Origin of the sequence: Methylobacterium sp. Leaf108 (assembly GCF_001423265.1) — a bacterium.
GTDB lineage: Bacteria > Pseudomonadota > Alphaproteobacteria > Rhizobiales > Beijerinckiaceae > Methylobacterium.
Genome location: NZ_LMND01000034.1, coordinates 65,385 through 91,814 on the forward strand (window position 1 = coordinate 65,385; position 26,430 = coordinate 91,814).

Below are 26,430 nucleotides of genomic sequence, written 5' to 3' on the forward strand. Positions count from 1 at the left end.
ATGCTCGGTCGGTTCGTCTCTCCCCTCGTCGGTGTCCTGGTCGTCGGCGGCCTGTGGTCGGCGCCAGCGGCGCAAGCGGCCGAGGTCAACCTCTACACCACCCGCGAGCCGGGCCTCATCAAGCCCTTGATCGACGCCTACACCGCCAAGAGCGGCGTCACCGTCAACACCTCCTTCGTCGAGAAGGGGCTCGCCGAGCGTGTCGCCGCCGAGGGGGCGCGGGCCAAGGCCGACGTGCTGATGACCGTGGACGCCGGCAACCTGATCGAACTCGTGGACCGCGACCTCGCCCAGGCCATCCGCTCGCCGGTGCTCGAAGCGGCGATCCCGGCGCCCCTGCGCGACCCCGACGGGCGCTGGTTCGCCCTCTCGATGCGGGCGCGGGTCATCTACGCCGACAAGGCGCTGACCGACCTCACCGCGGTTCCCTACGAAGAGCTCGCCGACCCGAAGTGGAAGGGCAAGCTCTGCCTGCGCTCCGGGCAGCACCCCTACAACACCGCCCTGATCGCGCATTACCTCGTCAAGCACGGCTCCGAGAAGACGGAAGCCTGGCTGAAGGGCGTGAAGGCCAATCTCGCCCGCAAGCCGGCCGGCGGCGACCGCGACGTCGCCCGCGACATCCTGGCCGGCACCTGCTCCATCGGGCTCGGAAACTCCTACTACGTCGGCCTGATGCGGTCGGGCAAAGGCGGCCCCGAGCAGGAGACCTGGGGCTCGGCCATCAAGGTGGTGATGCCGACCTTCGCCGGCGGCGGCACCCACGTGAACGTATCGGGTGCGGTGGTGGCCAAGAACGCGCCCAACCGCGACGAGGCGGTCAAGCTCCTCGAGTTCCTGGTCTCGGACGAGGCCCAGGCGATCTACGCCAAGGGCAACTTCGAATATCCGGTCAAGGCCGGCGCTCCCATCGAGCCGCTGCTCACGGCACTGGGGCCGTTGACGATCGATAGCGTGTCGATCGCCGACATCGCCCGCAACCGCAAGGCGGCGAGCCTGCTGGTCGACAAGATCGGGTTCGACAACTGACCGGGTCCGTGCTCACCGCGGCGGCACCGCACGGGTTGACGCCGCCTCCGGTGGCCGACCTCGCACGTCGGTCGCCGAGCCTGCCAGCCGGGCAGATCGGCTGGATCGTCGCGGCCCTGGCGCTGGCCGCGCTGGTGCTCAGCCCGATCGTCTCGCTGGGCGTCTCGGCGCTGGCCGGCACGGGCGAGCTCTGGCCGCATCTGGCCGCGCATGTCCTGCCCCAGGCCCTGCGCGACACCGGGCTGCTGCTGGCCGGCGTCGGCATCCTCGTCGTCGTCATCGGGGCGGGCAGCGCCTGGCTGGTCTCGGCCTACGCCTTTCCCGGCCGCCGCTGGCTGGAAGCCGGATTGCTGCTGCCGCTGGCGGTGCCGACCTACATCGTGGCCTTCGCCTACCTCGACCTGATGCACCCGATCGGACCGGTGCAATCGACCCTGCGGGCCGCCCTCGGCATCGCGCGGCCCGGCGACCTCGTGCTGCCGGACCTGCGCTCGATGCCCGGCTGCATCGTGCTCCTCGCCTTCGTCCTCTACCCCTACGTCTACCTGCCGACCCGGGCGCTGTTCCTGATGCAGGCCGGCGGCCTCGTGGAAGCGGCCCGCTCCCTCGGGCGGGCGCCGTCGGCCGTCTTCCTCACCGTGGCGCTGCCGCTGGCGCGGCCCGCCATCGCGGTGGGGGTGAGCCTCGCGCTGATGGAAGCGCTCAACGACGTCGGCGCGGCGGAATTCCTCGGCGTCCGCACCCTGACGGTCCAGGTCTACGCCACCTGGATCAACCGGTCCGACCTGCCGGGTGCGGCCCAGATCGCCCTCGTGATGCTCGCCCTCGTCCTCGCCCTGGTGGCGGCCGAGCGCTGGGCCCGGCGCGGCCGGGGCTACGCCGCCACGGCGCGCGCGCCCCGGTCCATGGTGCGGCAGGAGCTCACGGGCGCCCGCGCCGCCCTCGCCTTCGGCCTCGGGCTGTTGCCGGTCGCGATCGGCTTCCTGATCCCGGCGGCCTATCTCGCCGCCGGCGCGGTCTCGCGCATCACCAGGGTCGGCCTGCCGCCGACGCTGTCGACCGAAGTGGCCAACACCGTGCTCTATGCCGCCATCGCCACGGCGATCGCCACCGTGATCGGATTCCTGGTGGCGGCGGCCCCCCGCCTCGCCTCGCCGCGCATCGGCGGCGCCCTCATCCGCATCGCCAGCCTCGGTTACGCCCTGCCGGGCACGATCCTCGCCGTGGGATTGCTCACTCCCCTGGCGCTGATGGATGCCGGGCTCTCGCGCATCACCGAGGCGCTGTTCGGGGCGAGCCCCGCCCTGATCGGCCTCGGCACGGGCGGCGCCCTCGTCACCGCCTACCTGGTGCGCTTCCTCGGCGTCGGCATCGGCACCTGCGAGGCCGGTCTGGCGCGGGTGCCCGCCAGCATGCCCGATGCCGCGCGCATGCTCGGGCGTGGCCCGGCCGCGACGGTGCGGCAGGTGCAACTGCCCCTCGCCTGGCCGGCGCTGGTGAGCGGCGCGCTCCTCGTGTTCGTCGATTGCGTCAAGGAACTGCCGGCGACGCTGCTCCTGCGCCCGCTCAACGTCGAGACGCTGGCGACGCATCTCTACGGCGAAGCGGCACGGGGCACCTACGAGGACGGCACGGTGGCCGCCCTCCTCATCGTCCTCGTCGGGCTGGTGCCGGTGGCGGTGCTGCTGCGCCTCGACGGGCGCGGACGCCGCGTTTCGGTCGATCCGTAGCGCGATCCGCCCTTGACGGGCCGGGTTTGCCCGCCCTAGAAGGCGCCACGGTCCGGGTGCGTAGCTCAGCGGGAGAGCATTCGCTTCACACGCGAAGGGTCACAGGTTCGATCCCTGTCGCGCCCACCATTTCCCCTCACGCCGCCTCGTCGAGGGGGACGAGGGCCGTGACCGCCTCCACCAGATCGTCGAAGTGCGAGATCACCCGGTCGGCCCCAAGGGCATCGACCGGCGTATCGGTGTAGCCGAAGGTCACCCCCACCACCGGGATTCCGGCCGCCTTGGCCGCGTCGATGTCGGCGCGGGAATCGCCCACCATCACCGCCCGTGCGGGATCGCCTCCGGCCCGGGCGACCGTGAGCGTGATGTGGCGCGGGTCGGGCTTGAAATACGGGAAGGTCTCACGGCCGCAGATGGTGGCGAAGCGATCGGCGACGCCGAGCAGCGTCAAGAGTTCGACCGCATGACGCTCGTACTTATTGGTGCAGACCGCCAGGCGATAGCCCCGCGCCGCCAGGGCATCGAGCGCTTGCACCACGCCCGGGTAGAGATGCGACTCGACGCACAGGTTCCGGCCGTAATGCGCGATGAAATCGGCGAACAGGGTCTCCAGCCGCTCGGGCGTCAGGTCTCGGCCCGCAGCGGAGAAGCCGCGCTGGATCAAGGCCTTGGCCCCCGCCCCGATCATGTCGCGGGCCTCGTCGAGGGGAAGCTGGCCCAAGCCCTCGCGGGCGAGGATCGCGTTGAGGGTGCCCACGAGGTCGCCGGCGGTCTCGGCCAGGGTGCCGTCGAGGTCGAACACGGCGATGGGCGGCAAGCTCGTCATGGGGTCTCGCGCTGTCTGTGGAGGAAGCCCTTGGCTAGCGGGGGGGGCGACACCGATCAAGGCTCGCACCGGAGGGTCACGGTTGCGCCGCAAGGGGCCGCTAGCGCTCCTGCCGTTGCGCAAAGGGTCACTCGGGGCAAGGCGATGATGGACAGGGCGACGGAACGGGGCCGGCCTCGCGGTGACGGCGGCGCGGCGCGGCGCGGAAGCGGTCGCGGCCTCGCCTGGGGGGTCTGCGCCGTGCTCGCGGCCGGCCCGGCGCTCGCCGGCTCCTACGAGTTCGTGCCGGCCCCCCAGATCGACCTCAACCGCGTCTACCGGGTCGATCGGGTGACCGGCGAGGTCACCTCCTGCCAGTACGGCCTGCGCGAAGGCGCGGTCGGCAGCGTCGGCGTCACGGTCTGCTACGGCGCGGGCGAGGGCGCGAGCGCGCAGGTCGCCTCCGAATACGGCCTCGTCGCCACCCGCCACAGCCGCGAGGCGGGCGTGTTCCGCGTCAACTACCGCACCGGCGAGATGAGCATCTGCTACGTCCAGACGCAGAAGGACGCGGTGGTCTGCACCGCCCAGGCCAATCCGCCGGCGGCCGACGAGGGACCCGCCGCGGGCGGCGCGAACCAACGCTCCGTCCCGAGCGTGACCCCGCCGCAGGGACGTCCCTAAAGCCGGCCGCGCAGGCCCGAGGCCGGGCTTGGGCGTTTGCCGGGTCCCGCAGCCATGCTAGGGCCAGCCGACCGTCACGACGAGCCGAGCCGAGCCATGCACGCTTCCTCCCTGCCCGTTGCCGCCGAGTCGGTGTCGTGAGCGGCCCGGACCTGCGCCGCGCTGCGGCCGAGCGGGCGCTCGTCCTCGTCGAGGACGGCATGCGCCTCGGGATCGGCACCGGCTCCACCGCCAACGTGTTCGTGGCCCTGCTGGGCGAGCGCGTCCGCGCCGGCCTCGACGTCATCGGGGTGCCGACCTCGGAAGCGACGCGGCATGCCTGCGAGGCCGCCGGCATCCGTCTGACGACCCTCGACGAGACGCCGGAGCTCGACCTGACCATCGACGGCACCGACGAGGTCGACGACACCCTGCGCCTGATCAAAGGCGGCGGCGGCGCTCTCCTGCGGGAGAAGATCGTCGCGCACGCCAGCCGGCGCATGGTGGTCATCGCCGACGCCGCCAAGCATGTGGCGACGCTGGGGGCGTTCCCGCTGCCGATCGAGGTCAATTCCTTCGGCCTCGGGGCGACCCGCGTGGCCGTCGCGGCGGCCATTGCGTGCAGCGGCTGCGCCGGGTCGCTCGAGATTCGCCGAACCCCGGACGGCGCGGCGCTCCTCACGGACGGCGGCCACCTCATCCTCGATGCGCACCTCGGTCGCATCCCCGACCCGGAGGCCCTCTGCGCGGCGCTCTGGGCGGTGCCCGGCGTCGTCGAGCACGGCCTGTTCCTCGGGCTCGCCGACGGCGCGATCCTGGCCCATGCCCGCGACGGGCGGGCCGAGATCACCTGTCTCGGCCGCGTCTGAGACGCGCCTGTCGTCGTCCGCTGCCATGTCGTTCGTCGTTCTCCCCATCGCAGCCCCATCCGGAGCGCCCGCCATGTCCTCCCGCATCTCCGTCCGCCTTCCGCTGGCGCTGGCCCTGATCCTGGCCGGAGCCCTCTCGGCACCGGCGCTGTCGCAGCAACCTCCGGCGCCGGCCAAACCGGCCGCCAAGCCCGCCGGAAAGCCTGCCGCGCCGACCCCGCCCGCGCCCTCGACCCCCGCCGCGCAGACCCCGGCGATCAACCCGAACCACCTCGCCCTGGCACGGGAGGTGATGCTGTCCTCCGGCATCGCCCGCTCGTTCGATTCGATCATCCCGGCCTTCGGCGAGCAGATTCGCCAGGGAGCCGTCACCCGGCCCGAGCTCGGCAAGGACCTCGACGAGGTTCTGGTCGGCCTCGCCCCCGAGATGGAGCTGCAGAAGCAGAGCATGATCGACACGGCCGCGCGCATCTACGCCCGCCGCCTGACCGAGGCCGAGCTCACCGAGATCGCGACGTTCTTCCGCTCGCCCGCCGGCAAGCGCTACGTGGAGACGCAGCCGCAGGTGCTCGACGAGATGGTGCAGGCGATGCAGACCTGGACCCAGGACGTTTCGGAATACGTCATGGTCCGGGTGAGGGCCGAGATGGCCAAGCGCGGCCACCAGCTCCAGTAGCGCCATGGCGCGGACCACCGGAGCGGTCGGGGCCCTTCACGGCCTCGGCGCGATCGTCCTCGCGGCGGTGCCGCTGGCGATGGTCCTGGCCAATCGGTCGAGCCCTGCCGTCGTCGGGCTCGCCGCCCTCCTGTTCCTCGCCGCCGGGCTGATCGAAGACCGGCGCGCCGTCGTCGCCGCGGTGGCATCGCCGCTGCGCTCGCCGCCCGGGCTCTGCGCCCTCGCCTTCCTGGCCTGGTGCGGCCTTTCGTTCGCCTGGAGCCCCCTCCCCGCCCTGTCGCTTCGCAGCGCGAGCGAGTTCCTGCCGACGCTGCTGGCCGCCTACCTCGTGGCCCGCCTGGCGCCGGGGCGCCTGCCGGCCGGAACGGCGACCCTGGCCGCCGGGATGTTCGGCCTCGCCTGCCTCGTCGTCGTGGCCGATCTCGCCAGCGACCTCGCCCTGCGCAGGCTGCTCGGCGGGCGGATCGCCTATTTCGTCCACAACCGGCCGGCGATGACGATCCTGCTCGTCGGAATCACCCTGACGGGCCTCCTCCTGGCGCAGGGGCGGCGATGGTGGGCGCTGGCCGTGGTCGGGCTGGGGCTTACGGCCATCCTGCGCTCGGTGAGCGGCGCGGCCAGCCTCGGGCTCCTGGCGGGGCTCGCGATGCTGGCGGTGACGCGGCTGGCACCCGCGCGGGTCGCGCTCGGCCTCGCCGGGGCCGGCCTCTGCCTCGCCGTGGCGCTCGCACCGATCGAAGGGGAGATCCTCCACAGGCTGATGCCCGAGGCGGCCCACGACAGGCTCGTCCAGAGCAGTTCGCGCGCCCGCGTCGCCATCGCCCGCAGTTTCGGGGCGGCGGTGGCCGCCGACCCCTGGACGGGGGCGGGCTTCGGCACCTCCGCGCGCTTTGCCGACGTGCCGGCGGCGCAAGGCCTCGAGCCGGACCTGCGGGCGATGCTGGCGGTGGGCCATCCCCACAACAGCTTCCTGCAGGTCTGGGCCGAACTCGGGATCGTCGGTGCCGCGTTGGCGAGCGCCGTCCTCCTCCTGACCCTGCGAGGGATCGCGGGGCTGCCGCCTCCCGACATGGCGGTGGCCCTCACCCTCGTCGCGGCGGCCAGCGCCATCGCCTTCGTCGAGCACGGGGCGTGGCAGCCGTGGTGGACGGCCGGGCTCGGCGCGGCGGTCGTATGGCTGCGCGAGACCGGGACCGGTCAGGCCGCCTCGGCCTCGACGCGGTTGCGGCCGGAGTCCTTGGCCCGGTAGAGGGCGAGGTCGGCCCGCTTGAGCATGGCGGCGGCGGTGTCGTCCTCGCCCCGGCGGGCGGAGACGCCGATGGAGACCGTGACGGGCACCGTGCGGGTTCCCTTCTGGACGAGGAAGGGCGTGGCCTCGATCCGCTCGCGGATGCGCTCGGCGATGATGTGGGCGCCGGCGACGTCGGCGTCGGGCAGGATGATCACGATCTCCTCGCCGCCGTAGCGCGCCACGATGTCGATCCCGCGGGTATGGGTGCGGACGCGCTCGGCGAAGGCCCGCAGCACCTCGTCGCCGGCATCGTGACCGTAGGTGTCGTTGATGGTCTTGAAGCGGTCGATGTCGAGCAGCAGCGCCGAGACCGGCCGCTGTCGCAGCCGCGCCTCCTCGAACAGGCCGCCGAGGTGGCTGTCGAGGTAGCGCCGGTTGTGCAGGCCGGTGAGGCCGTCGGTGATGGCGAGCTCCATCGAGGCGTTGACCGCCCCGCGAAGCACCTCGGAGAACCGGCGGCGGCGGACCTGCGTGCGCACCCGCGCCACGAGTTCGTTCCGGTCGACGGGGCGCATCAGGTAGTCGTGGACGCCGAATTCGAGGCCGCGCACCACCCTGGCGCGGTCGTGCTCCTCGGCGATCATGATGACGGGCATGGTGCGGGTGCGGTCGAGGGAGCGCAATTGGCTGCACAGGCGCAGGCCGTCGAAGCCCGCGAGGTCGAGGCTGACCAGGGCGACCTCGAAGGCGCCCTCGGCGGCCAGGACCATGGCCCGGTGCGGATCGGGCTCGACGGTGACCGTGTGCTGCTGGGCCAGCGCCGCCGCCAGTCGCTCGGACGAGCGTGGGCGGTCGTCCACGAGGAGGATCTGGGCGTCCTGGCCCGTCTCGGCGGTGGCGAGCGCGATGGCGTCGCCCATGCCCATGGCGCGCGAGGCCAGGGCCCGGCTGCGCAATTCGTCGGTGACGGCCTTGAGACGCACCAGGCTGCGCACCCGGGTGAACAGCGCGGTGTCGTCGATGGGCTTGGTCAGGAAATCGTCGGCCCCGGCGTCGAGGCCGCGCAGGCGGTCAGAGGGCTGGTCGAGGGCGGTGACCATCACGATGGGCAGGTGTGCCGTCACCGGGTTGTTCTTGAGGTGCCGGCAGACCTCGAACCCATCCATGCCCGGCATCATCACGTCGAGCAGGACGAGGTCGCACAGGCCCTTCTCGCAGATGGCGATGGCATCCGGCCCGTTCATGGCCGCGATGACGTCGAAATACTCCAACGCCAGCTTGGTCTCGAGCAACTTCACGTTGGGGAAGAGGTCGTCGACGATCAGGACCCGTGCGGACATCGTTCCTCATCGCTCCTTGTGGACCACGCGGCGGCCGGTGGGGGTACCCCTCGACGGCGCCGGCGCGATCGTCTTCAACGGGTGGGGCTCGGCGCCGCCCGTCCAGCCTTCGTCCCGTTCAGGCGGGTCGCTCGTCGCCAAGGTACAGGCGAACCGTTGAAAGAAACTTTGCGACCGAGATGGGCTTGGAGAGATAGGCCTCGCAACCGCCTTCACGAATGCGTTCTTCGTCGCCCTTCATGGCGAAGGCGGTGATGGCGATGACGGGGATGCCCTTGAGGTCGTCGTCTTCCTTGAGCCACTTCGTCACCTCGAGGCCGGAGACCTCGGGCAGCTGGATGTCCATGAGGATCAGGTCGGGGCGATGGGTGCGGGCGAGGTCGATCGCCTCGATGCCGTTGGCGGTCTTGAGGGTCGCGTAGCCATGGGCTTCCAACAGGTCGTTGAAGAGCTTCATGTTCAGTTCGTTGTCTTCGACGATGAGCACGGTTTTCTTCATGGCCTGTCATTCCCGGCTAGTCCGCGGCTCATTTTGAAGACGCCAGCCCCGTTTCAACCAGACTTAACCGGTACATGTTGATGAAACGCAAATCCGATCAAGGGCCTGATTCGGCCGAACGCCTCGCCCTGGCGGTCCTCGGCTGGATCGCCGGCGACGAAGACCGGCTTTTTCCCTTCCTGGCCCTCACCGGCATGACGCCGGACACCCTGCGCGCGAGTGCGGCAGAGCCGGGCTTTCTGGCCGGCGTCCTCGATTTCGTCATGGGCGACGAAGCGGTGCTGATGGCCTGCGCCGCCAGCCTCGAGGTACCGCCCGAACGCATCGCCGCGGCATGGCGGCGGTTGGGCCCGAGCGAACCGGACGACGGTTTCGCGTGACGGGGGAGGCGCAGTGGCGGACGCGGCGACCGCCGCGGTGACGGCCCGCGACGCCGTCTGCCGCGATTGCAGCGCTCGCCAGGACGAAGGGTCCGTCCGCTGCCGGGCCTGCGGTTCGCCGCGCCTGCTCGCGCACCCCGAACGCGACATCCTCGCCATCGCGCATGTGGATTGCGACGCGTTCTACGCGGCGGTGGAGAAGCGCGACGATCCGGCGTTGCGCGACCGCCCGCTGATCATCGGCGGCGGCCGGCGCGGGGTGGTCGCCACCGCCTGCTACCTCGCCAGGGTCTCGGGCGTCCATTCGGCGATGCCGATGTTCGCCGCCCTGAAGGCATGCCCCGATGCGGTGGTGCTGCGCCCGGACATGGCCAAATACGCCCGGGTCGGCCGCGAGGTCCGCCAGATGATGCGCGACCTCACCCCGATGGTGGAACCGCTCTCCATCGACGAGGCCTTCCTCGACCTCTCCGGCACCGAGCGCCTGCACGGGACGAGCCCGGCGCTCACCCTGGTCCGCTTCGCACGGCGCGTGGAGACCGAGATCGGCATCAGCGTCTCGGTGGGCCTCTCCGACACCAAGTTCCTGGCCAAGATCGCCTCAGACCTCGACAAGCCGCGTGGCTTCTCGATCCTCGGCCGGGGCGAAGCACAGGCTTTCCTGGCCGGGCGCCCCGTCTCGATCCTGCCGGGGATCGGCCCGGCCGGGCAGGCCCGTCTCTCCGGGCTCGGCATCCGCAAGATCGCCGACCTGACCCGCATCGATCCCGAACGCCTGCACGCGGCCCTGGGACGGGAGGCCGGCCGGCTGCGGGCATTGGCGCGGGGCGAGGACGATCGCCCGGTGCGGCCGTGGCGCGAGACCAAGAGCGTGTCGGCGGAGACCACCCTGGCCGACGACCTCGGCACCTTCGAGGCCCTGCGGCCGATCCTGTGGCGGCAATGCGAAAAGGTGTCCGAACGTCTCAAGCGCGCCGACCTCGCGGCGGCCACCGTCACCCTGAAGCTCAAGGATTCGGGATTTCGCCTTCGCACCCGCGCCCGCGGCCTGGCGCCGACGCAGCTCGCCGCCAGGCTCTACCCGGTGGCGGAAGCCCTCCTGCGCGAGGCCTGCGACGGCACGCCCTACCGGCTGATCGGCATCGGCGCCGGCGACCTCTCCGAGGGGACGACCGCCGACCGGGCCGATCTCCTCGACGGCGACCTCGGTCGCATCGCCAAACGCGAATCCGCCCTCGACAGCCTGCGGCTGCGGTTCGGCGAGGCCAGCATCCAGCGCGGGCTCGGTTTCAGCGGGACGGTACGCGACCCCAAGGCACCCCGCGGCGGCCGATAGGACCAGCGACGAGGGGCTCGCCCGGGGGAGCGTCGATCAGGGCGCGCACTCCTTCGCCGTCTCCGCCGCGCCGGCCTTTGTCGGCGGGGTGAGGTCGAGGCGGGTCAGATCGCCGAGGATGGCGAAGCTGCCGTAGTCGAGCTTCAAGGCGCCGCTGACGCCGTTGTCGTAGAGGTCGAAGGTGAGCACGTAGATCGGGGTGCGTTCGCCGTCGCCCTGCGTGTAGTAGCTCAAGGTGACAGGCCAGCGCGGCATCGTGGTCATCTCGCCCTCGCGCAGGGGCTTGTCGCGCTCGCCCTTGTCGCGCTCGTCCTTGGGCGCACCCTCGACCTTGCGTCCGATCACCGCCAGGGTGTCGTAGACCTTGCGGCCGTCGTCGGAGCCGTCGAACACCTTCACCGACAGGGTGCTCTCCCCCGCCCTCCCGGCCTCGATCAGCCGGCGCATGTGGATGCTCGGAAACAGCACCGGGCCGCTGGCCTGGAACTGGTCGCGCTTGGGCTCCTTGAGCTTGACCTTGATGGTCTCGGCCCCGCTCTCGGCGGTCCCATCCACCGCCTGGGACGGCGCCTCGTTGAGGAGGGTGGCGGTCTTGAAGCGGAAGTTGCGACCATCCCCGCTCTCGAACGTCGTGTTGCGCAGGTCGGACGTCCGGCTCCCGCTCTCCCCGCTCTGGAGCTGCGTCACCTGGCGGGTCTGCATCGTGTAGCCCTTGCAGGCGTCGCCGCCGAAATCGAGGACGATGCGACCGCGCGCACTCTCCACCGAACGGCTGGCGCTGCTCTCGGCCAGGGACAGTTCGTACACCGCGCGGTGCCCGGCGAGGCGGATCGGCTCCGCCGCCTGCGCAGCCCCCGCCGCCACGACGAGGCCCGCCGCCATTCCTCCCAACCGCCGTGACGACCGCATGGTGTCTCCCTGTTCGAACGCGAGCCGACCAAAACCCGTCCGGTCGCACCGCCCACACATAGTCACGCCGGCTTAGGCGACAATGCGGGCTCGGAGTGGTCGGACCGCGACGTGCCGTGGGAACCCCTCGGCGATGGTGAGGCGCCATCGGCAGTGGCAGGAACCTCATTGCAGTGGCAGGGGCCCATCGGCAGTGGCGGGAACCCATTGGCAGTGGAAAGCCGCAGGACGTGCATGGTCTCCCTTGCATACGGCTCGACGCCTCCTGTACGGTCGCGCTGATTGACGATGCATCCGGCGCGACGGTCAATACACGACGGTTCGACGACGACCGGAGCGCGCGTCGTGATGGGTTTGCCGTCGGCGAAACCAGCGTTCCCGTGGAAGGCGTGCGGTTCTTTTCAATACACCGTGTCATGACGACATCGTGAAACGGCCTTTTCGACTGGGTCGTTACGAAGATGGCGGGTGCGGGTGTTGCGTCGTGACGGGGCGATGATCGAATGTCTGAGGGGGCGATGATGGACACAGTCCCGGGCTGGACGGATGAACGCGTCGCGCTGTTGCGCCGCCTCTGGGAAGAGGGTCTGAGCGCGAGCCAAATCGCGACGCAACTGACCGGCGTGACCCGCAACGCCGTGATCGGGAAGGTCCACCGCCTGGGGCTTTCGGGACGCGTGAAGAGCGCCGACACCGCGATCGCGGGGCGCAAGAAGGCGACCCGCGAGGCGGAGGTCGAGATCATCGTCGAGGAGGCGACGCTCCCGCCGCCGGTGGAACCGATCGTCGTCGAGGCGGTCGTCGCTGCCGCCACGCTCGACGTCGCGCTGCCCGCCGATCCCGTCACCCTGGCGGTCTCGCGGCGGGTGACGATCATGGACCTGCGGGAAGCGATGTGCCGCTGGCCGATGGGGGACCCGACCTCGACGGACTTCTACTATTGCGGCGACCGGGCGATCACCGGCCTGCCCTATTGCACCCATCACGCCGAGATCGCCTATCAGCCGGCGACCGAGCGCAAACGCGACCGCCGGGCCGGCGGATTCCGCTGATCCCTCACGGCCGGCTCGCGGCCGGGCGGCGGATGTCGCGGTCGGGACGGCGATACCGCGCGTGGCGGCCTCACGCGTCGACGGCGAAGGTCTCGTCGAACGAATAGCCTGAGCCGCGAACGGTGCGGATGGGATCGGACTGGGTCGTGCGGTTGATGGCCTTGCGCAGGCGGCCGACGTGGACGTCGACGGTGCGCTCGTCGATGTAGACGTCGTGACCCCAGACGCCGTCCAGGAGCTGTTCGCGCGAGAACACCCGGCCGGGGCTCTGCATCAGGAATTCGAGCAGCTTGAACTCGGTGGGCCCGAGGTGGATCTCGCGGCCCTGACGGCGGATGCGGTGGCTGACCCGGTCGAGCTCGATGTCGCCGGCGATGAGCAGGCTCGCCACATGCGCCGGCTTGGCGCGCCGCAGCAGCGCCCGCACCCGCGCCAGCAGTTCGGGCACCGAGAACGGCTTGACAATATAATCGTCCGCCCCCGTGCCGAGACCGCGGATCCGGTCGCCCTCCTCGCCGCGGGCCGTGAGCATGATGACGGGCAGGGTCTCGCTCTCGCGGCGCGCACGGATGCGGCGGCAGAGCTCGATCCCCGACAGGCCGGGCAGCATCCAGTCGAGCAGCACCAGGTCGGGAAGCTGTTCCTGCAGGCGCAGGTCCGCCTCGTCGCCGCGGGCGGCCGCGTCGACGGTGAACCCCTCCGCCTCGAGGTTGTAGCGGAGGAGGAGGGTAAGGGCCTCCTCGTCCTCGACGATCAGGATACGCGTACTCATGGGCTTTGTCTGGGATGTCCCTGCCGGGGGCTTCAGGCGCCGGTCGGCGGCTCCACCATGGCGTAGTTCGACGCGTCGTTCTTCGGGCGATCGGTGGGAAGGTTCTCGCCGGTGACGAGGTAATGGATCGTCTCGGCGATGTTGGTGGTGTGGTCGCCGATCCGCTCGATGTTCTTGGCGCAGAACAGAAGGTGCGTGCAGAACGAGATGTTGCGCGGGTCTTCCATCATGTAGGTCAAGAGCTCGCGGAACAGCGAATTGTAGAGGGCGTCGATGGCGCCGTCCCGCTCCCAGACGTCGTGCGCCGCCTTGATGTCGCGGCTGGAATAGGCGTCCAGCACGTCCTTGAGCTGCTCCTGGACGAGGTCGCCCATGTGCTGCATGCCCACGACCACCTTCTGCGACTGGATCTCGCCGGCGATGGCGATGACGCGCTTGGCGACGTTCTTGGCCAGATCGCCGATCCGCTCGAGATCGCTCGACACGCGGATCGCCGAGATGGTTTCGCGCAGGTCGATGGCCATCGGCTGGCGCCGCGCAATGAGCAGGATCGCCCGCTCCTCGATCTCGCGCTGCAGTACGTCGAGGCGCTGGTCTGCCGCGATGACCGTCTGGGCCAGGGTGGCGTCGCGCCGCACGAGGGCGTGGCCCGCCTCGTTCATCATCTTCTCGGCGATGCCGCCCATCTCGGAGATCGCGCGGCGCAGGTCCTCGAGGTCGGTGTCGTAGGAACTGACGATATGGTCGGGCATGATCGCACTCCTCGGGTCGGCGCCCCGGCGGGGAACGGCGAACGGGATCGGTCGGGAGGGTATTTCGCAGCGGACGAGGTCGGGCCCGATGCGATGTCTGAAGGGGACCGTCCGCCGGTCGAACGGCCTCAGCCGAAGCGGCCGGTGATGTAGTCCTGGGTCTGGCGTTTCTCGGGGTTCATGAAGATCCGGGTGGTGGGCCCGAATTCCACGAGTTCGCCGAGGTACATGAACGCCGTGAACTGCGAGATGCGGGCGGCCTGCTGCATGTTGTGCGTCACGATGACGATCGTGAACTCGGAGCGCAGCTGCTCGATCAGCTCCTCGATGCGTCCCGTCGAGATCGGGTCCAGCGCCGAGGTCGGCTCGTCGAACAGGATCACCTCCGGGCGCTGGGCGACGGTGCGGGCGATGCACAGGCGCTGCTGCTGGCCGCCGGAGAGGCCCATGCCGGACTGCTTGAGCTTGTCCTTGGCCTCGTCCCACAGGGCCGCCTTGCGCAGGGATTCCTCGACGCGGATGTCGAGATCGGCCTTGGACAGGCGCTCGTACAGGCGAAGGCCGAAGGCGACGTTGTCGTAGATCGACATCGGGAACGGCGTCGGTTTCTGGAACACCATGCCGATCTTCGAGCGCAGCTCGTTGAGGTCGATCTTCGGGTCGAGGATGTTGCGACCGTCGAGCATGATCTCGCCCTCGGCCCGCTGCTCGGGATAGAGGCTGTAGATCCGGTTGAAGGTGCGCAGCAACGTCGACTTGCCGCAGCCCGACGGGCCGATCAGCGCCGTCACCTGCCGGTCGTGGAAGTTGAGGTTGACCGACTTCAGGCCGTGGAAGTTGCCGTAATAGAAGTTGAGATCCTTCACGGCGATGCGGATCGGGGCGTTCTCGTCCGCCTTGTGGCGCCCGGTCAGTTGGGCGGCTTGGATCGCGGGCTCGGCGCTCATCGTGGGTTCGTCCTTGTCGAGACGGAAGAGGAAGGGACCGGATCGGCGCGCTGTCAGCGCGCGCGATCGCTCTTGATGACGAAGCGGGCCACGATCGACAGGGCGAGGATCGTGACGGTGATGAGGAGCGCCCCGGCCCAGGCCAGCTGCTGCCAGTTCGGATAGGGAGACAGCGCGAACTGGTAGATCATCACCGGAAGGTTGGGGATGCCGCCCATCAGGTTGGCCGAAAACCAGCTGTTGTTGTTCAGCGCCGTGAACAGCAGCGGTGCCGTCTCGCCCGCGATCCGGGCCAGGGCCAGGATGATGCCGGTGACGATGCCCGCGCTCGCCGCGCGCCAGGTGATCGCCTTGATCACGATGGAGGGCGGAGCGCCCAGCGCCGCGCCCGCCTCGCGCAGGGTGGAGGGGACGAGGCGCAGCATGTCCTCGGTGGTGCGCACGATGACCGGGGTGGCGATGATGGCGAGTGCCACGCCGCCGGCCCAGCCCGAGTAGCTGCCCATCGGCTTGACCATCAGCGTGTAGACGAAGAGGCCGATCAGGATCGAGGGCGCCGAGAGCAGGATGTCGTTCAGGAAGCGGATGATGTCCGCGAGCTTCGAGTTGCGGCCGTACTCCGCCAGGTAGGTTCCCGCGAGCACGCCAATCGGCGTGGCGATGACGATGCCGATCAGGGTCAGCACGAGGCTGCCGAGGATGGCGTTGGCGATGCCGCCGCCCTCGGAGCCCGGTCCGGGGGTCGGCTCGGTGAACAGCAGCGGGGAGAAGCCCTTCACCCCCTCGACGATGAGCATGAGCAGGATCGAGCCGAGCACGACGATCCCGATCCCTGTGGCGATGGTGCTCGCCACGATGAGGACCTTGTCGGCGATCCGCCGGCCGGACCGGACACGGCTGCCGGTGGTCGGTGCGGCCGCCCGTTGCGGGGGCACGGTGGGGTGAGTGGCAGAGGCCATGGGTGCGGTTTCCCTGCTCTCAGGCGACCTTCACGCGCCTGACGAGCAGGCGGGCGATGATCAGGACGATGAAGGTGACGACGAAGAGGATGCAGCCCAGCGCCATCAGCGCGTTCAGCTGCATGCCGTCGGCCTCGTTGAACTCGTTGGCGATGCGCGAGGCGATGGTCGAGCCCGGATCGAAGATCGAGGCCGACAGCCGGTTGGCGTTGCCGATGACGAAGGTCACCGCCATGGTCTCGCCGAGCGCGCGGCCGAGGCCGAGCATGATCGCGCCGATGATCGAGACCGAGGCCTGCGGCACCAGCACGTGCCGGACCACCTCCCAGGTGGTGCAGCCGATGCCGTAGGCGCTCTCGCGCAGGACCGTGGGGATCTGGTCGAGCATGTCGCGGGTGATCGAGGCCACGAACGGCACGATCATGATGGCCAGGATGATGCCCGCGGTGAGGATGCCGACGCCGGAGGGGACGCGGGCGTAGAACAGGGTGCCGACGATCGGCATGCCCTCGACCACGTTCGACACGGGAATCTGCACGAACTGCGCGAACAGCGGAGCGAAGATGAAGAGCCCCCACATGCCGTAGATGATGCTCGGCACCGAGGCCAGGAGCTCGATGGTCATCGAGACGGGCTTGCGCGCCCAGCCGGGGCAGAGCTGGGTGAGGTAGATCGCGATCCCCAGCGAGAGCGGCACGCCGATGATCAGGGCGAGAAAGGCCGATGCGACCGTGCCGATGATGGCGACGAAGGCGCCGTACTGCTCCTGGCCGATGTTCCAGGCGCTCGACGTGATGAAGCCGGGGCCGAACTCGCGGAAGGCCGGCCAGCCGCCGTAGGCGATCGAGGCCAGGATGCCGGCGAGGAAGAGGAGCACGAGCAGGGCGGAGGCGTAGGACGCGACCCGGAAGATCGTGTCGCCGAGGCCACCGGGCGTCTTACGGGCCGGGGCATCCCCGCTGCTGCGGGCCATGGCGATCTGTTCAGTCAAGGCGGCCATCCGAGTGTCTTCTCTTCAACGCGGTCTCGTACCGTGCGGCAGGGTGCGAGGCGAGGGGCGGCTCGTCTTGCGGATGAGAATGGGGCCGCCGCGGCGGCGGCCCCTGGGTCGGCGGCAGCCTTAGAAGACCGGCTTGCCGTCCTTGCCCTTGATCTCCTTCCACTCGGTCTTGACGAGGGAGACCACGTTGTCGGGCAGCGGGACGTAGTCGAGGTCGGCGGCGAGCTTGTCGCCGTTCTTGTAGGCCCAGTCGAAGAACTTGAGCACTTCGGCGGTCTTGGCCGGGTCGACCGGGTCCTTGTAGACGAGGACGAAGGTCGCCGCGGTGATCGGCCAGGAATCGTCGCCGCCCTGGTTTGTCAGCGCGATGCCGAAGCCGGGCGCCGACTTCCAGTCGGCGCTGGCGGCGGCCGCCTGGAACGACTTGTCGTCCGGCACGGGGAACTTGCCGGCCTTATTCTGGATCAGCGCGTAGCTGAGCTTGTTCTGCTTGGCGTAGGCCGATTCAACGTAGCCGATCGAGTTGGCGACCTGCTTGACGGTGGCGGTGACGCCTTCGTTGCCCTTGCCGCCCTGTCCGGCCGGCCAGGAGATGGTCGTGGCCGTACCGAACTCCTTCTTCCAGGTCTCGGATGCGGAGGAGAGGTAGGTCGTGAAGATGTTGGTCGTGCCCGAGGCGTCCGAGCGGTAGACGGGGGTGATCGGCGAGTCGGGGAGCTTCAGGCCCTCGTTGATCTTGGCGATCTTGGCGTCGCTCCACTTGGTGATCTTGTTGGCGTAGATGTCGGCGATGAGCTCGCCGGTCAGCTTGAGCTTGCCCGGCTCGACGCCGGCGATGTTCACGACGGTGACGACGCCGCCCATCACGGTGGGGAACTGCACGAGGCCGTCCTTGGCCAGGACTTCACCCTTCAAGGGCGCATCGGTGGCGCCGAAATCGACGGTCTTGGCCTGGATCTGCTTGATGCCGCCGCCCGAGCCGATCGACTGGTAGTTCAGGCCCGTGCCGGTGTCCTTACGGTAGGCTTCCGCCCACTTGGAATAGACCGGGAAAGGGAAGGTGGCGCCGGCACCGGTGATGTCGGCGGCCAGGGCAGGGGTCGCGAGCTGCGCGGCGGTGAGCCCGAGGGCGAGCGCATAGGTAACGGGTTTCATGGATCTCTCCGTCTTCGTTCGGCGGCCGATGCCGGATGCGGCACGATCCCCGAACCGTGCGGCGGCGCCCGAAGCGGGGCGCAGCGCGGTTCGGCGGCGTAGGGCCAGGACCGAGGCCGCTCTCCATCGCGGCTGGCGGACCGGTACCGCCTCGACAATGCCGGCCCTATGACGTTCCCATGACGGTGGGATGACAAGGGTGGGCAATCGGCTCCGACCAGGGCCGCCATCGGTGGACGGCGGCGTGCGATGGCACGGTTGGCGGGCTTCGTGCGTTGGTCGTCGGGTCGGTGCGTCGCGCGGCCGCGGACCGGCGTGCCGGTCCGACAGGGAGGGAGAAGGCCGTGGTGGACCGATCGAATGGGGTACCCGCGGACGGCTCACCGGAGGACGCGGCGTTCCTGGCCCTTCATGCGGAGCGCGAGAGGGTCGAACGCGATCTCGTCCTGGCGCAGCAGCGCCAGCGCTACGGCAGTGACATGGCGGACGTGGTGCAGGCCGGAGACGACGAGAAGAGCCTCCTGGCGCGGCTCGACCAGGTGCTCACGCAGCTGCGGGCCGCGGAGTACCGGCGACAGCCCGGCGCAAGGCGCTGGTAGGGAAGAAAACGATCAGGCCGCGCGGCGGCGGTCGCGCTCTTTATGGCGCAGCCGCAGAAGGAGGTCGACCTGCGTGTCGGTGATCGGCTGGGCCTCGCACAGATCCGCGTAGATCGTACGCAGCGCGACGCCGAGGTGGGCGCGGGTATGACCGGTCATGGTGGGCGGCGATTCGACCTGCACCGTGAGCTCGGGCTGGTTCGTGTCGTGTCCCTGGGTTGTCGTGCTGGCCATATCTTTCGATCCACCCCGCCGTTCCGAACGAATCGCTCGAACGGTCTGGGAGACCTAGCCTATGCGCGAACATAGTTAACGAAACGTTAATTTTTCGACGCGCGGGCGAAGGACTATTCAAGGGGTGCGGGCGTCAGGCGTCGGCCGCCTCGATCAGGCTGGCGGCGGCGGCGCGGGCCTCGTCGGTGACGGTGGCGCCCGCCAGCATCCGGGCGATCTCCTCGCGCCGCGCCGGTGCGGCCAGGGAGGCGACGCGGGTGGCGACCCGGTCGCTCCCCTTCACCGCATCCTTGGCGATGAGGAAATGGGTGCCCGCCCGCGCCGCCACCTGCGGCGCATGGGTGACCGCCACGACCTGGACGCGGGCCGCCAGACGCGACAGCCGCCCGCCGATGGCATCGGCCACGGCGCCGCCGACGCCGGTGTCGATCTCGTCGAAGATCAGGGTCGGGGCCGAGCCTTTGTCGGCGAGCACAACCTTGAGCGCGAGCATGAAGCGCGAAAGTTCGCCGCCCGAGGCCACCTTCATCATCGGCCCGGGCCGCGTCCCCGGGTTTGTCTGGGCCCAGAACTCGACCCGGTCGAACCCGCCGGCGTCGCGCGATTCGGGATCGGTCGCGATCTCGGTGATGAAGCGGGCCCGCTCCAGCTTGAGCGGCGGCAGTTCGGTCTTCACCGCCGCGTCGAGCTGCTTGGCCGCCCGCCGCCGCCCCTCGCTCAAGGCCGTGGCCGCCTTCACGTAATCCGCCTCGGCCTTGGCCAGGGTCGATTCGAGGCCGCCCAGCGCCTCTTCGCCGGCATCGATGGCGGCCACGTCCGCCTCGTAGCGGTCGCGCAGGGCGGCGAGGTCGTCGGCGGGGACGTCGTATTTGCGCGAGGCCGCGCGCAGGGCGAACAGGCGCTCCTCCACCCGTTCGAGTTCGCGCGGATCGAACTCGGCTTCGCGCACCGCCGCGTCGAGGACGTTGCGGGCCTCGTCGAGGGCGACGAGGGCTGCATCGAGGGCGGCGATGCAGGGATCGACCAGGGCGGGCAGCTGCGAGGCGCGCCGTTCGAGCTTGCGCAGGGCCGAGGACAGGTGGGGCACGCCGGAATGGGGGCCGCCGGCCGCATCCAGGGCCTCGTTGAGGTCGCGCGCCACCTTCTCGCTCTGCTGCATCGTGGTGCGGTGCTCGGCGAGCTGCGCCTCCTCGCCTGCTTGCGGATCGAGCTCGGCCAGTTCCCCCACGGCGTGGCGAAGGAAATCCGCCTCCTTGCGGGCGGCATCGATCCGGGCGCGGTGTTCGGTGAGGGCGGTCCTGGCCACCCGGACGGCCTTGGCCCTGTCGGCGACCCGGCCGACCTGGGGGGTGAGGCCGCCGAAGGCATCGAGGATGGTGCGGTGGGTGGATGGGTCGGCCAGCGCGCGGTCGTCGTGCTGCCCGTGGATCTCCACGAGGGACGCCCCCACCGCCCGCAGCACCTGGACGCCGACGGGCTGGTCGTTGACGAAGGCGCGGGTCCGGCCGTCGGCCATCTGCACGCGACGCAGGATGAGATCGCCCTCGGTATCGAGGTCGGCCTCGGCAGCGATGCGCCGGGCGGGGTGGTCGAGGCCGACGTCGAACACGGCGGTGACGCCGCCTTGGCCCTCGCCGTGGCGCACGAGGCGGCCGTCGCCGCGCCCGCCCAGCGCCAGGGCGAAGGCATCGAGCAGGATCGACTTGCCCGCGCCGGTTTCGCCGGTCAGGACCGACAGGCCCTCGCGAAAGCTCAGCTCGAGCCGGTCGATCAGGACGATGTCGCGGATCGCAAGCTGGATCAGCATGCCGCGTGTCGGGCCTTGGCTTGAGGGCGTCCGGCCTGGTCTCCAAGCCCCATTCCGCGACGTGTCACACGGGTTCGCGGCGCCGACGAACGGGCGACGCCGCCCGCAGGACTGCGCCCTCGCTCCCGGGACGCTACTGCGCCTCGGCGGTCCGGCCGATCACGGAACGGTAGACCTTGCTCAGCCAGGACGACTTCTCCTCGCGGGGCTCGAGGCCACCGCTCTGGAGGAGGGCGAAGGCGTCCTTGTACCAGGGGCTGTCAGGGAAGTTGTGGCCGAGCACGGCGGCCGCGGTCTGGGCCTCGGCGGTGATGCCGAGCGCCATGTAGGCCTCCACGAGACGCTCGAGGGCCTCTTCCGCGTGGCGGGTCGTCTGGTACTTGCTGACGACGTCGCGGAACCGGTTGATGGCCGCGGGGAAGTTGCGGCGCTCCAGGTAGAAGCGACCGACTTCCATCTCCTTGCCGGCGAGCTGGTCGCGGGTGATCTGGATCTTGGCCTTGGCGTCGGCCGCGTATTCGGAGGTCGGATACTTCTGGACGAGTTCCTGCAGGCCGTTGAGCGCTTTCTCGGCGCGCTCCTGGTCACGTGAGACGTCGGGGATCTGCTTGTAGTGCGACATCGCCATCAGGTACTGGGCGTAGGCCGCGTCCTTGCTGGCCGGATGACGCTTGATGTAGCGCTGCGAGGCGATGATCGCGTCCTCGTACTTCTGGCCCTCGTAATTGGCGTAGGCCGTCATCAGGAGCGCTTTGCGCGACCACTCCGAGTACGAATACTGCTTGTCGAGATCGCCGAACTTCTTGGCGGCCGCCTCGAAGTCGCGGTCCTCCATCTTCGCCAGGCCTTCGCTGTAGAGCGTGTTGGCGGGAACATCCGGGATCACTTCCGGCTTGTACTTCTCGGCGAAGGGATTGATCGAATCGAGGGCGTCGCAGCCACCGAGGCCGAGGCCGCAGACGGCCAACAGGACGGCCGCCAGCTTCGAGCGGTTGAGATCAGCCAAGGCCATTCCGGTCATCCCCCAACCGACCCCGCCGTATTCGGCGCGCGTCGTCAGCCATGTCACGAGTCGTTTCGAGCGGAGCGGGCATGTTGCCCGGATCGTGGTGCGAGTCACCGGCGATCGCGGAACCGTTCACAGACGATGAACGTCTGACGGCAGAATTGGGCGCGAAAGCGGCAGCGGTACGACGCCTGCGATCGCAGCGCCCGGCGTGTCCGGAATGCTACAGGTCGCCGGCGAAGGCGGCGAGGCCGAGGCCGGTGCCGAATTCGGCGATGGCGGCTTCACGGCGGCTGCCGGCCGCTTCGAGGATCGCGTAATTGGCGCGGTCGGAGAACAGCGCGTCGAGGATGGCGACGTTCATGCGGTGCCCGCCGCAATAGGAGCGGTATCCGCCCTGGAGGGGCAGCCCGGCCAGGGCGAGGTCGCCGACGGCATCGAGGAACTTGTGGCGGACGAACTCGTCGGCGAACCGCAGTCCCTCGGGATTGACGACCGTGGTCTCGCCGACGGCCACGGTGTTCTCGAGGGAGGCACCGAGGGCGAACCCGGCTTTCCAGTAGCGCTCGACGTCGCGCATCATGCCGAAGGTGCGGGCCGGCGCGATCTCGCGGCGGTAGGAGGCGGGGGTCAGGTCCATGGCCTTGCGGCTGCGGCCGATCACCGGGCTCTCGAAATCGATCTCGACGTCGAGGCGGAAGCCCCGGTCGATGGGGCGCAGCTCGGCGAAGGCGCGGTCGACCTGGACGCGGACGGTGCGCAGTACCTTGATCCAGCGCCGCTTGGCGCCGCAGGAGACGAGGCCGACGGCGTCGATCGCCTTGACGAAAGGCGCCGCGCTCCCGTCGAGGATCGGCATCTCGGGCCCGTCGATCTCGACGAGGGCGTTGTCGACGCCCACACCGTAGAGGGCGGACATCAGGTGCTCGATGGTGGCGACCGCCCCGCTCTCGACGTCGCCGATCACGGTGCAGAGTTCGGTGGCGGAGACGCAGGCGTGATGCGCCTGGATCAACCGGTCGTTACCGGTCTCGACGCCCGTCCGCAGGAAGGCGATCCCGTGGTTGGCCGGGGCGGGCCTGAGGGTGATCTCGACCGGTTTCCCGGAATGGACGCCGATCCCGCTGAGGGATGCCGGTGCCTTCAATGTCGTCTGTTGGTTCGATCGCATTCCATAGCCCTCGGCCGTGACCGGCTACCGCAGCGCCACATAAATGGCGCCGGCGAAGCCCTTCGATCCGTCCGCTGCTTGAAGCCCCTGCGAGCGCTGACGGCGAAACCGCCGCGCCCTCGTCATTCCAAATTTTCTATAGCCGGGGCACCGAAGGCGTCCAAATCACGGTTTCTTACGCTCTGTTACAGACACGCTTTTGCGACGTGATCCTGATCCTGTTTCTTTATCAACGCCTTAACACATGGGCAGACCCGGGATCCTGAGATCCCGGGTCTGTTGCAGAAAAGTCTCAAGGCAGACGGGTCTGACCGTCAGTTGGCCTGGCGCCGGAGGAAGGCGGGGATCTCGAGCTGGTCGTCGTCCATCATCCGGCCTTGCGGCAGTGCACGCCCCTGCGGGTCGAGCTGGCCCTGGGGAGCCCGATACTGAGGCACCTGGGCGGCGGCCAGACGCCGGGCGTGCTCCGCCTGGGCCGCCACGTGGGCGGCGGTCTGCGAGGGTGCGGCCGGCGCACGGACCGGGGCGGGCGGTGCCGCCTCGGTCTCCTCGCGGCGACCGCCGAAGCCGACGGTGGCGAGGCGGCGCAGGAGCGTCATGCGCTTGTTGTCGGCGGGCTGCTCGTGAGCGTCCTCGCCCTGCTTGGCGCGGATCTGGGCCTGGGCCGGCATCGGCAGGTCCTGGATCTGCGGCATGCGCGGGGCGCGGGCGACCGGCACCGCCGGGCGCGGCGGCATGTAGGGGCCGGCGGCCGGCATCGGAGCCGGCTCGGGGGCCGGGGCCGGGGCCGGCTCGTAGGCCACCGCGGCCCGCGGCTGGGTCTGGGTCAGCACCACCTCGTCGCGCACGGCCAGGGCAGCCGGCGCCTCGAAGCGGATGGGCTCGGGCTTGGGGGCCACGGGCTGCTCGACGGGCGCCGGCGCGACGGCGACCGGCGCTACGGGGAGGTCTTGTCCGGCGGGGCGAAAGGTCGGCGCGGGCTGGCTGGCCCGCGCCCTCGCTTCCGCCCGCAGACGCTCGGCCACCTCGGCGATGCGCTGCTCGGTCTGCAGGATCTCGGTGCTGCTCTGGCCGCCGTTGGCGGTGATCAGGGCCGGCTCGATACCCGTGGCCACCACCGACACGCGGATGATGCCGTCGAGGCTCTCGTCGAAGGTGGCGCCGAGGATGATGTTGGCGTCCGAATCCACCTCTTCGCGGATGCGGGTGGCGGCCTCGTCGAGCTCGTACAGGGTGAGGTCGTTGCCGCCGGTGATGGAGATGAGCAGGCCGCGCGCACCCTTCATCGACACGTCGTCGAGGAGCGGGTTGGCGATGGCCGCTTCGGCCGCGCGGTTGGCGCGGTTCTCGCCCGACGCTTCGCCGGTGCCCATCATCGCCTTGCCCATGCCGCGCATGATGGCGCGCACGTCGGCGAAGTCGAGGTTGATCAGGCCTTCCTTGACCATCAGGTCGGTGATGCAGGCGACGCCCGAGTAGAGCACCTGGTCGGCCATGGCGAAGGCGTCGGCGAAGGTGGTCTTCTCGTTGGCGACCCGGAACAGGTTCTGGTTCGGGATCACGATCAGGGTGTCGACGGCGGCCTGGAGCTCCTGGATTCCGGCCTCGGCCGTGCGCATCCGGCGCACGCCCTCGAACTGGAACGGCTTGGTGACGACGCCGACGGTGAGGATGCCCATGTCGCGCGCCGCCCGGGCGATGACGGGGGCGGCTCCGGTGCCTGTGCCGCCGCCCATACCGGCGGTGATGAAGCACATGTGGGCGCCCGAGAGCTGGTCGCGGATCTCGTCGATGACCTCGTCGGCGGCGGCCGAGCCGACCTCCGGGTGCGAGCCGGCACCGAGGCCCTGCGTGACGTTGAGGCCCATCTGGATGACGCGCTCGGCCTTGGACGAGGTCAACGCCTGGGCGTCGGTGTTGGCCACGACGAACTCGCAGCCGAGCAGGCCCGATTCGATCATGTTGTTGACGGCGTTGCCGCCGGCTCCGCCGACACCGAAGACGGTGATGCGGGGCTTCAGTTCCCGGATGTCCGGCGCCTGCAGACTGATGGCCATGGTGATGAGCCTCTCGTGCCTTTCACGTTTCGGTTGACGCCCGGCCACGAAGACCAGCGCCGATTTGCTTGTGCCGGGCTTGCGGCGGCCCCTCGCGGGAGGGCACCGGCCGCCGGCCCGTCGTTCCTAGAAGCTCTCGCGGAGCCAGCGTCCGACGCGCGAGAGGTAGCCATCCGTTCCCGTCGCCGCGAAGGCACCCTGCCCGCGCGGCTCGAAATGCTCCGCATGCGCCACCTGCGGGTAGACCAGCAGGCCGACGGCGGCGGAAAAGGCCGGTCCCTTGGCCGCTTCCGGCAGGCCGCGGATCCCGAGGGGGCGGCCGATCCGGACCTGTCCCTGCATGATCCGGCGGGTCAGCTCGGGGAGGCCGACGAGCTGGCTGGCGCCGCCCGTCAGCACCACGCGGCGGCCGGCCTGGCTGGCGAAACCCGCGGCGCGGAGCCGGTCGCGCACGAGTTCGATCACTTCCTCGACGCGGGGACGGATGATCCGCACGAGTTGCGAGCGCGGCACGTGGGTGGGGGCGTCGCCCTCGTCCTCGCCGACCCCGTGGACCGCGATCATGTCGCGGTCGTCCGAGGCCGTGGAGATGCACGAGCCGTAGAGCGTCTTGAGGCGCTCGGCCGCCGCCACCCGGGTCGAAAGACCGCGGGCGATGTCCATGGTGACGTGGTGACCGCCCACCGCGAGGGCGTCGACATGGACGAGGTGGCCGCCCGAGAAGACGCCGACGGTGGTGGTGCCGCCGCCCATGTCGACGACGCAGACCCCCATCTCGGCCTCGTCGTCGACGAGCGCCGAGAGGCCGGCGGCGTAGGGTGTCGCGATCACCGCCTCGACGCCGAGGTGGCAGTGTTCCACCGCCAGCATGAGGTTGCGGGCCGCGGCGGCCTCGCTGGTGACGACGTGCAGGTCGACCCCGAGCGCGTCGCCGATCATGCCCGAGGGGTCGATCACCGCGCCCTGCCCGTCGAGGGAATAGCCGGTGGGCAGGGCGTGGAGCACGGCCCGGCCGGGGCTGACGCCGTGGGCGCTGGCCGTCTCCAGGGCGCGCTCGACGTCCGCCGCGGTGACGGAGCCGGTCCGGACCGGCACATGCGCATCGAAGTGCTGGGAGCCGATGCGACCGCCCGAGATGTTGACGATGACCGATTGCACCTCGACCTTGGCCATCCGCTCGGCGGCGTGGACCGCTTGGGCGATGGCTCCCTCGGCGGCCTCCAGGTCGACGATCGCGCCGCCCTTGAGGCCGTGCGAGCGCTGGTGGCCGATGCCGATGATGCGGGCGAGATGGGTGCGCCCGCGCAGGGTCGAGAGCGCCTCGGCCGGCTGGAGCTCGGCGATGAGGCACACGACCTTGCTCGTGCCGATGTCGAGGACCGACAGGGTGGCGCTGCGCCGCGCCGAGAGCGGTTTGAGGCGGGGCGTGAGTCCGTGATGCGCGTGCATGAG

26 protein-coding genes and 1 tRNA gene are annotated in these 26,430 nt (G+C 70.1%); 11 read left to right on the plus strand and 16 right to left on the minus strand.

Going from position 1 to position 26,430, the window contains the following annotated elements:
• The 3 genes from ASF39_RS18320 to ASF39_RS18330 all read left to right on the plus strand — a co-directional run bounded on the left by ASF39_RS18320 (window position 1) and on the right by ASF39_RS18330 (window position 2,888).
• On the plus strand, window positions 1-1,029 hold the full coding sequence (locus ASF39_RS18320) for an extracellular solute-binding protein (protein WP_056286624.1): 1,029 nt from the start codon (window positions 1-3) through the stop codon (window positions 1,027-1,029).
• Window positions 1,030-1,109: 80 nt separating this feature from the next.
• Window positions 1,110-2,759, plus strand: a complete 1,650-nt coding sequence (locus ASF39_RS18325) for an iron ABC transporter permease (protein WP_056286749.1) — start codon at window positions 1,110-1,112, stop codon at window positions 2,757-2,759.
• Window positions 2,760-2,813: 54 nt separating this feature from the next.
• A tRNA-Val gene (locus ASF39_RS18330) sits at window positions 2,814-2,888 on the plus strand.
• A gap of 7 nt (window positions 2,889-2,895) precedes the next feature.
• Here the strand turns inward: ASF39_RS18330 and gph are convergent.
• Window positions 2,896-3,585 carry a phosphoglycolate phosphatase gene (gene gph / locus ASF39_RS18335; protein WP_056286629.1) on the minus strand — a complete coding sequence of 230 codons (690 nt, stop codon included), beginning with the start codon at window positions 3,583-3,585 and terminating at the stop codon, window positions 2,896-2,898.
• A 147-nt stretch (window positions 3,586-3,732) separates the two neighbouring features.
• Here gph and ASF39_RS18340 point away from each other — a divergent pair, with 147 nt between their 5' ends.
• From ASF39_RS18340 to ASF39_RS18355, 4 genes are all read left to right on the plus strand, one after another.
• Complete coding sequence (locus ASF39_RS18340; RefSeq protein ID WP_244472464.1) at window positions 3,733-4,248, plus strand: hypothetical protein; 516 nt, start codon at window positions 3,733-3,735, stop codon at window positions 4,246-4,248.
• 137 nt (window positions 4,249-4,385) lie between these two features.
• Complete coding sequence (gene rpiA, locus ASF39_RS18345) at window positions 4,386-5,096, plus strand: ribose-5-phosphate isomerase RpiA (protein WP_056286632.1); 711 nt, start codon at window positions 4,386-4,388, stop codon at window positions 5,094-5,096.
• 73 nt (window positions 5,097-5,169) lie between these two features.
• Window positions 5,170-5,772, plus strand: a complete 603-nt coding sequence (locus tag ASF39_RS18350) for a DUF2059 domain-containing protein (protein ID WP_082494667.1) — start codon at window positions 5,170-5,172, stop codon at window positions 5,770-5,772.
• A 4-nt stretch (window positions 5,773-5,776) separates the two neighbouring features.
• Entirely contained in the window at window positions 5,777-7,021 is a 1,245-nt protein-coding gene (locus ASF39_RS18355; protein ID WP_056286634.1) for an O-antigen ligase family protein, read from the plus strand.
• On the opposite strand, the gene ASF39_RS18360 is transcribed toward ASF39_RS18355, so the two are convergent.
• Both ASF39_RS18360 and ASF39_RS18365 read right to left on the minus strand, forming a co-directional pair.
• A complete protein-coding gene (locus ASF39_RS18360; RefSeq protein ID WP_055889672.1) occupies window positions 6,970-8,343 on the minus strand; it encodes a PleD family two-component system response regulator in 1,374 nt (457 codons plus the stop codon). The genes ASF39_RS18355 and ASF39_RS18360 overlap by 52 nt on opposite strands.
• Before the next feature lie 118 nt (window positions 8,344-8,461).
• Window positions 8,462-8,842 carry a response regulator gene (locus ASF39_RS18365; protein WP_055889675.1) on the minus strand — a complete coding sequence of 127 codons (381 nt, stop codon included), beginning with the start codon at window positions 8,840-8,842 and terminating at the stop codon, window positions 8,462-8,464.
• Between the two features lie 80 nt (window positions 8,843-8,922).
• On the opposite strand from ASF39_RS18365, the gene ASF39_RS18370 reads away from it, so the two are divergent.
• Window positions 8,923-9,222 carry a DUF3572 domain-containing protein gene (locus ASF39_RS18370; protein WP_055889917.1) on the plus strand — a complete coding sequence of 100 codons (300 nt, stop codon included), beginning with the start codon at window positions 8,923-8,925 and terminating at the stop codon, window positions 9,220-9,222.
• Between the two features lie 37 nt (window positions 9,223-9,259).
• Window positions 9,260-10,558 (plus strand): DNA polymerase IV, encoded by a 1,299-nt coding sequence (locus tag ASF39_RS18375; RefSeq protein WP_056286755.1) that lies wholly within the window; start codon window positions 9,260-9,262, stop codon window positions 10,556-10,558.
• 36 nt (window positions 10,559-10,594) lie between these two features.
• Here ASF39_RS18375 and ASF39_RS18380 read toward each other — a convergent pair whose 3' ends face one another.
• On the minus strand, window positions 10,595-11,440 hold the full coding sequence (locus ASF39_RS18380; protein WP_056286637.1) for a cell envelope integrity EipB family protein: 846 nt from the start codon (window positions 11,438-11,440) through the stop codon (window positions 10,595-10,597).
• Window positions 11,441-11,985: 545 nt separating this feature from the next.
• Between ASF39_RS18380 and ASF39_RS18385 the strand changes: the two genes are divergently transcribed.
• A complete protein-coding gene (locus ASF39_RS18385; RefSeq protein ID WP_055889680.1) occupies window positions 11,986-12,519 on the plus strand; it encodes a GcrA family cell cycle regulator in 534 nt (177 codons plus the stop codon).
• A 70-nt stretch (window positions 12,520-12,589) separates the two neighbouring features.
• On the opposite strand, the gene phoB is transcribed toward ASF39_RS18385, so the two are convergent.
• The 6 genes from phoB to pstS all read right to left on the minus strand — a co-directional run bounded on the left by phoB (window position 12,590) and on the right by pstS (window position 18,104).
• Entirely contained in the window at window positions 12,590-13,291 is a 702-nt protein-coding gene (gene phoB / locus ASF39_RS18390; RefSeq protein WP_055889682.1) for a phosphate regulon transcriptional regulator PhoB, read from the minus strand.
• Between the two features lie 32 nt (window positions 13,292-13,323).
• Window positions 13,324-14,043, minus strand: coding sequence for a phosphate signaling complex protein PhoU (gene phoU, locus ASF39_RS18395; protein WP_055889685.1), 720 nt, complete (start codon window positions 14,041-14,043; stop codon window positions 13,324-13,326).
• 128 nt (window positions 14,044-14,171) lie between these two features.
• Window positions 14,172-14,990: a phosphate ABC transporter ATP-binding protein PstB gene (gene pstB, locus ASF39_RS18400; protein ID WP_055889688.1), complete on the minus strand. Its 819-nt coding sequence runs from the start codon at window positions 14,988-14,990 to the stop codon at window positions 14,172-14,174.
• A 53-nt stretch (window positions 14,991-15,043) separates the two neighbouring features.
• Window positions 15,044-15,949, minus strand: a complete 906-nt coding sequence (pstA, locus tag ASF39_RS18405) for a phosphate ABC transporter permease PstA (protein WP_055889690.1) — start codon at window positions 15,947-15,949, stop codon at window positions 15,044-15,046.
• 19 nt (window positions 15,950-15,968) lie between these two features.
• Entirely contained in the window at window positions 15,969-16,949 is a 981-nt protein-coding gene (gene pstC / locus ASF39_RS18410; RefSeq protein WP_055889693.1) for a phosphate ABC transporter permease subunit PstC, read from the minus strand.
• Between the two features lie 120 nt (window positions 16,950-17,069).
• Window positions 17,070-18,104 carry a phosphate ABC transporter substrate-binding protein PstS gene (gene pstS / locus ASF39_RS18415; protein ID WP_055889695.1) on the minus strand — a complete coding sequence of 345 codons (1,035 nt, stop codon included), beginning with the start codon at window positions 18,102-18,104 and terminating at the stop codon, window positions 17,070-17,072.
• Between the two features lie 344 nt (window positions 18,105-18,448).
• Between pstS and ASF39_RS18420 the strand changes: the two genes are divergently transcribed.
• Entirely contained in the window at window positions 18,449-18,703 is a 255-nt protein-coding gene (locus ASF39_RS18420; RefSeq protein WP_056286757.1) for a hypothetical protein, read from the plus strand.
• Between the two features lie 12 nt (window positions 18,704-18,715).
• Here ASF39_RS18420 and ASF39_RS18425 read toward each other — a convergent pair whose 3' ends face one another.
• The 6 genes from ASF39_RS18425 to ftsA all read right to left on the minus strand — a co-directional run bounded on the left by ASF39_RS18425 (window position 18,716) and on the right by ftsA (window position 26,427).
• Entirely contained in the window at window positions 18,716-18,937 is a 222-nt protein-coding gene (locus ASF39_RS18425) for a hypothetical protein (RefSeq protein ID WP_055889698.1), read from the minus strand.
• 133 nt (window positions 18,938-19,070) lie between these two features.
• Window positions 19,071-20,744: a DNA repair protein RecN gene (recN, locus tag ASF39_RS18430; protein WP_056286640.1), complete on the minus strand. Its 1,674-nt coding sequence runs from the start codon at window positions 20,742-20,744 to the stop codon at window positions 19,071-19,073.
• Window positions 20,745-20,877: 133 nt separating this feature from the next.
• A complete protein-coding gene (locus ASF39_RS18435) occupies window positions 20,878-21,756 on the minus strand; it encodes an outer membrane protein assembly factor BamD (protein WP_055889925.1) in 879 nt (292 codons plus the stop codon).
• 217 nt (window positions 21,757-21,973) lie between these two features.
• The gene (gene lpxC, locus ASF39_RS18440) at window positions 21,974-22,921 is read right to left on the minus strand and encodes a UDP-3-O-acyl-N-acetylglucosamine deacetylase (protein ID WP_055889702.1); all 948 of its coding nucleotides are present in this window, start codon (window positions 22,919-22,921) and stop codon (window positions 21,974-21,976) included.
• 314 nt (window positions 22,922-23,235) lie between these two features.
• Window positions 23,236-24,978 carry a cell division protein FtsZ gene (gene ftsZ, locus ASF39_RS18445; RefSeq protein ID WP_055889705.1) on the minus strand — a complete coding sequence of 581 codons (1,743 nt, stop codon included), beginning with the start codon at window positions 24,976-24,978 and terminating at the stop codon, window positions 23,236-23,238.
• A gap of 126 nt (window positions 24,979-25,104) precedes the next feature.
• Entirely contained in the window at window positions 25,105-26,427 is a 1,323-nt protein-coding gene (gene ftsA / locus ASF39_RS18450; protein ID WP_055889707.1) for a cell division protein FtsA, read from the minus strand.
• Between the last annotated feature and the right edge of the window lie 3 nt (window positions 26,428-26,430).